The sequence below is a fragment of the Micromonospora tarensis genome, from assembly GCF_016803395.1.
GTDB classification, from domain to species: Bacteria; Actinomycetota; Actinomycetes; order Mycobacteriales; family Micromonosporaceae; genus Micromonospora; species Micromonospora tarensis.
In genome coordinates, this window is the sequence record NZ_JAEVHL010000386.1 from 1 (window position 1) to 3,875 (window position 3,875).

Annotated in this window: 5 protein-coding genes and 1 tRNA gene; 4 read left to right on the plus strand and 2 right to left on the minus strand. The window is 66.2% G+C overall.

The annotated features are described in order from the left end of the window. Positions 1-245 precede the first annotated feature (245 nt). Positions 246-845: a ClpP family protease gene (locus JM949_RS34325; protein WP_203152178.1), complete on the plus strand. Its 600-nt coding sequence runs from the start codon at positions 246-248 to the stop codon at positions 843-845. Positions 846-854: 9 nt separating this feature from the next. Here the strand turns inward: JM949_RS34325 and JM949_RS34330 are convergent, their stop codons facing one another. After that, the gene (locus JM949_RS34330; protein ID WP_203152180.1) at positions 855-1,268 is read right to left on the minus strand and encodes a hypothetical protein; all 414 of its coding nucleotides are present in this window, start codon (positions 1,266-1,268) and stop codon (positions 855-857) included. Between the two features lie 235 nt (positions 1,269-1,503). Next, positions 1,504-1,579 (minus strand) — tRNA-Arg (locus JM949_RS34335). Between the two features lie 203 nt (positions 1,580-1,782). Between JM949_RS34335 and JM949_RS38740 the strand changes: the two genes are divergently transcribed. The 3 genes from JM949_RS38740 (at position 1,783) to JM949_RS34345 (ending at position 3,832) form a co-directional block, all read left to right on the plus strand. After that, a complete protein-coding gene (locus JM949_RS38740) occupies positions 1,783-1,908 on the plus strand; it encodes a hypothetical protein (protein WP_255545712.1) in 126 nt (41 codons plus the stop codon). An 801-nt stretch (positions 1,909-2,709) separates the two neighbouring features. Continuing rightward, a complete protein-coding gene (locus JM949_RS38745) occupies positions 2,710-2,994 on the plus strand; it encodes a helix-turn-helix domain-containing protein (protein WP_203152182.1) in 285 nt (94 codons plus the stop codon). A gap of 196 nt (positions 2,995-3,190) precedes the next feature. Further along, positions 3,191-3,832 carry an N-terminal phage integrase SAM-like domain-containing protein gene (locus JM949_RS34345; RefSeq protein WP_203152184.1) on the plus strand — a complete coding sequence of 214 codons (642 nt, stop codon included), beginning with the start codon at positions 3,191-3,193 and terminating at the stop codon, positions 3,830-3,832. Positions 3,833-3,875 lie beyond the last annotated feature (43 nt).

Sequence of the window (3,875 nt, forward strand, 5' to 3'; positions counted from 1 at the left end):
GTGCGGGCGATGGCCTCCGCTGGTGGCGCGCGCCCCGGTCCGCGTACCGCCGCGCTGTTGGGCTGCGCGCGGGCCCGGGCGGGCGCGCGGCGGGTGACCGTGGCGTAGGCCGCGCCGATTCTGCCGTCGGCGGATCTGCCGGCGGCAGAATCACTGGGCCCGCCGCCGCCGTCGCACGCACGCTGGAGGGGCCGGTCCCCCGGGTGGTCCCCACCGCCCGCCGGCACGGTGGAAGGCGGCGGCAGATGATGAGGTACGGCGTGCGGATGTTGGACGGCGCGCAGCCATCCTTTGGTGATCACGTGTTCGAGCGGCTGCTCCGGGAGCGGATCGTCTTCCTCGGCAGCGAGGTGACCGAGGAGTCGGCCAACCAGATCTGCGCGCAGATCCTGCTGCTCGCCGCCGAGGACGCGGACCGGGACATCTACCTCTACATCAACTCGCCGGGCGGGTCGGTGAGCGCGGGGATGGCGGTCTACGACACGATGCGCTACGTCCGCAACGACGTGGCGACGCTGGCCCTCGGGTTCGCCGGCTCGATGGGGCAGTTCCTGCTCTGCGCGGGCGCGGCCGGCAAACGGTACGCGCTGCCACACTCGCGGATCATGATGCACCAGCCGTCCGGTGGGATGGGCGGCACCGCCTCGGACATCACCATCCAGGCGGAGAACATGCTGCACGTGAAGCGCACCATGCAGGAGTTGATCGCTCAACACAGTGGACGGACGCTCGACGAGATCCAGCGCGACTGGGACCGGGACCGCTGGTTCACCGCCGAGCAGGCCCGCGAGTACGGCCTCATCGACCAGGTGGTCACCCGAGCCGAACAGCTGCCGACGCTCTGAGCCACCTAGCTATGCGATGAGCCGGTGGTCACTCTGGAAGGTGCCGTGTTCGGCGGGCGAGATCCAGCAGCTGAAACGCCGCCCCACCAGGGTCGACTCTGCGACGCCCAACTGCAACGCCAGCATCTCCGCGTCCGTCCGGTAGCTCCTCGACGCATCGTCGGCCTTCCGGTAATCCGCGATTCCCCCGCGCCTGCCGATCACCACGAACTCGATCCGCCTGCCCTGCCCCGCCGCGGCGCCGTCGCTCCCCCGGTGAGCGTGCCGCTCATCCAACGGTCCACCACAGATGCCGCAATCACCGGCGTCGTCGGAAGCATCCATGACGGCCACCGTAACGGGCCTCGGGGCCAGTCCCGCCCGCTTGCCCTCGGCGCCCCCCTTGATCGACTCCGTTTTCCGGAACTCGGCGTATCCGGGCACGCCGATTAGCCCGACTTGCAGGAAACCGAGTGGATCAAGCCGCGACACTGGTCGGCAGGACTCCGGTCGGCGGGAGGATGCACATGACGCAGGCACCATCGCCAGGTCCGCAGCGGTGCTGGGTGACATGGTCACGGTGCTGGAGCGCTTCCTTGACCGAGTGCTCTGGCCCGCGCATGCCGGGCACGAACGCTCCCGAAACGCCGAAGCATGATCGGTGATCAAGGCGGTGACCTGGTGCCCCCGGCAGGATTCGAACCTGCGACACACGGTTTAGGAAACCGGCACTCTATCCCCTGAGCTACGAGGGCGTGAGAGGCCAGTGTAGCGACCCGTGGATTGACCCGCATTGGCGGGGAGTGACCCACGTTGGCCTGCGTCGCCCTTGCCAACCCGTCGAGCCAGCGGCTCAGCCTAGCCACACGGCGTGGCCAGGCAACCTTGGTCATTCACCCCGACTGACCCGCAGTGGCACCGGTTAGCACCGGTTAGCTTCCGCTGGAGAACACACATCGTGCACACATCAGACGAGATCAACGTCTGGTCGCTGACCTCATCGCAGCTCGCCTGCGACCTCGCCGTCAGCGCGCTACGCCTCGCCGTGTCGACGCCGCGTGAAAAAAATTTCAGCCGGCGTTGACACGCCGGAGACCCTGACACCACCGGAGCACCCGCTGGAGCGTCGAGCCAACATTCTTTCGCGCATCCGGACCGAGTACGCGCGAGCCGCTGCAACGCGGCCACCCCGCAGTGACCATCGACCTACCCAACTCCGGCATAAATGGCCGTCGAGCGGACGTGGTAGGCGCGCGAGACCACCTGCCAAACGGGCCCTGCGCCCAGGCGCCGGAGAAGGGGCCAGGCTCGCGAAAGGACTGCAAGGCCAGCCTTTCGCTTGATATTGCTCTGACCATCCAGCGCAAACAGGATCCCAGCTGACTCGAGCTCGTCGAGGATCGCGAGGCCACCAGTTCTTCGAGGTGGGGAGGTTGCCCGAGCAAGCCGGACTGTCCGCCCGAGCGATGTCCTCTCAGTAGCAGGGAGCACGAGCTCCTCGCTCGACCCAGCCTGCGGTCCGGGACCGCGGCGTCTCTCGGGGCGAAGTCATTACCACTACCAACTGTATGTGCACATATCAGCAGCATTACCCGAACTGAGGCGCTTGCCGGCAGTCCTGTGGTCAAGGTGTATACACGCCGGAAGGGCAAGGACAGGGCGCATGGAAAGCCGGAGCATGACCACCAAAAGGCGTGGTTGTCGCCTGCAGCCGGGAAGAATATTCAATTGCTCGAAAGCCTGCACGAAGTTGACGCAGCCTGCTTCCTTTGCGCGCCGATCCAGGTAGAGGCTTGCCCGTAAGCCAAATTCCTCTGACTCATTCCCGGCGGGCAGCATTTTGCCTTGACCTCGCCCGCTCGTATCCAAACTTTGAGGAGATGCCATGCGATCGCCCGATCGTGGTCACTCGACACAGCCAAGACACCGCTCCGATCCCCCGTCCGGGGACCGCCCCCCTACATGGACAGCAGAGCAAATCCGCAGCCTCGGGCCCAGCACCGACCTGGCCACCGCAGCCTCAGTGCTCGACATGTCCCGGTCCACGGCCTACAAGCTGATCCGCCGCGACGCTTTCCCCGCGCCGCACTTCCGCGTCGGCACTCACTACCGAATCCCCACCGCGCCGCTGCTGGCGGCCCTGCACCTACTCGATCATCCCGAGCCCTAACCAGAAGGCACCCGTGACAGATACCTCCTCCACAGCCGAATCCCGCGCCGACGCAGGCACGAACCCTGATCCCGACCCCTTATGCCGTCAGTCCTCGCCCCGCCCGACAGACCCGTCGACCATCAGATCCAGAGACCTGCAGTCTTCGATTAATGCTGCCAATACCGCCTTTTACAAGCAAGGAGCAAGACCTGCCATGCCCGCCGAAAACATTTTTAAGCGCTGCGGCTGCCGCTACCCCGATACCGGCAAGCCGATGGGAAACAATTGCCCTAAGCTCCGCCGCCCGAACCACGCGTGGAGCTCCGACCATGGCCGCTGGGCCTACCACCTCGAACTCCCGCCCACCATCGACGGCATCCGCCGGCAGCTACGCCGCTCCGGCCTGCCCACCCGACGGGCCGCCGCCGATGAACGCAACCACGCCCGCGAACTACTCGCCCTCGCCCCGCCATGGGACAAGCGGTCGCGCCGCGACATCGCCGACGTCCTCCAGGCCGCCGTACGTGCAAAGAAGCCGCTGCCCGAGATCGACCGAATCCGCCTACGGCTGCGCGGCGACATCCACCTCGGAGATATGCCCACCGTCGCCGAGTACCTCACCAACTGGCTGACCCATCACAAGGTCGACGCGAACACCAAGGGCGGCTACGAGTCCATCATCCGAGTGCACCTGATCCCGTACCTCGGCGACATCCCCCTCGACAAGCTGCGCGTCAGTCACGTCCGAGCGATGTTCACTGCAATCGAGCAGCGCAACGAAGAGCTTCTCCCTGCGAAGGCTAGTACTCCAGCAGGAGATCCGTTTCAGGGCTCGATGAGGGCTTGTCGGGCGTAGTGGCTGATCTTGGCGTCGGCTTGGTGCTGGCGTCGGAAGATGG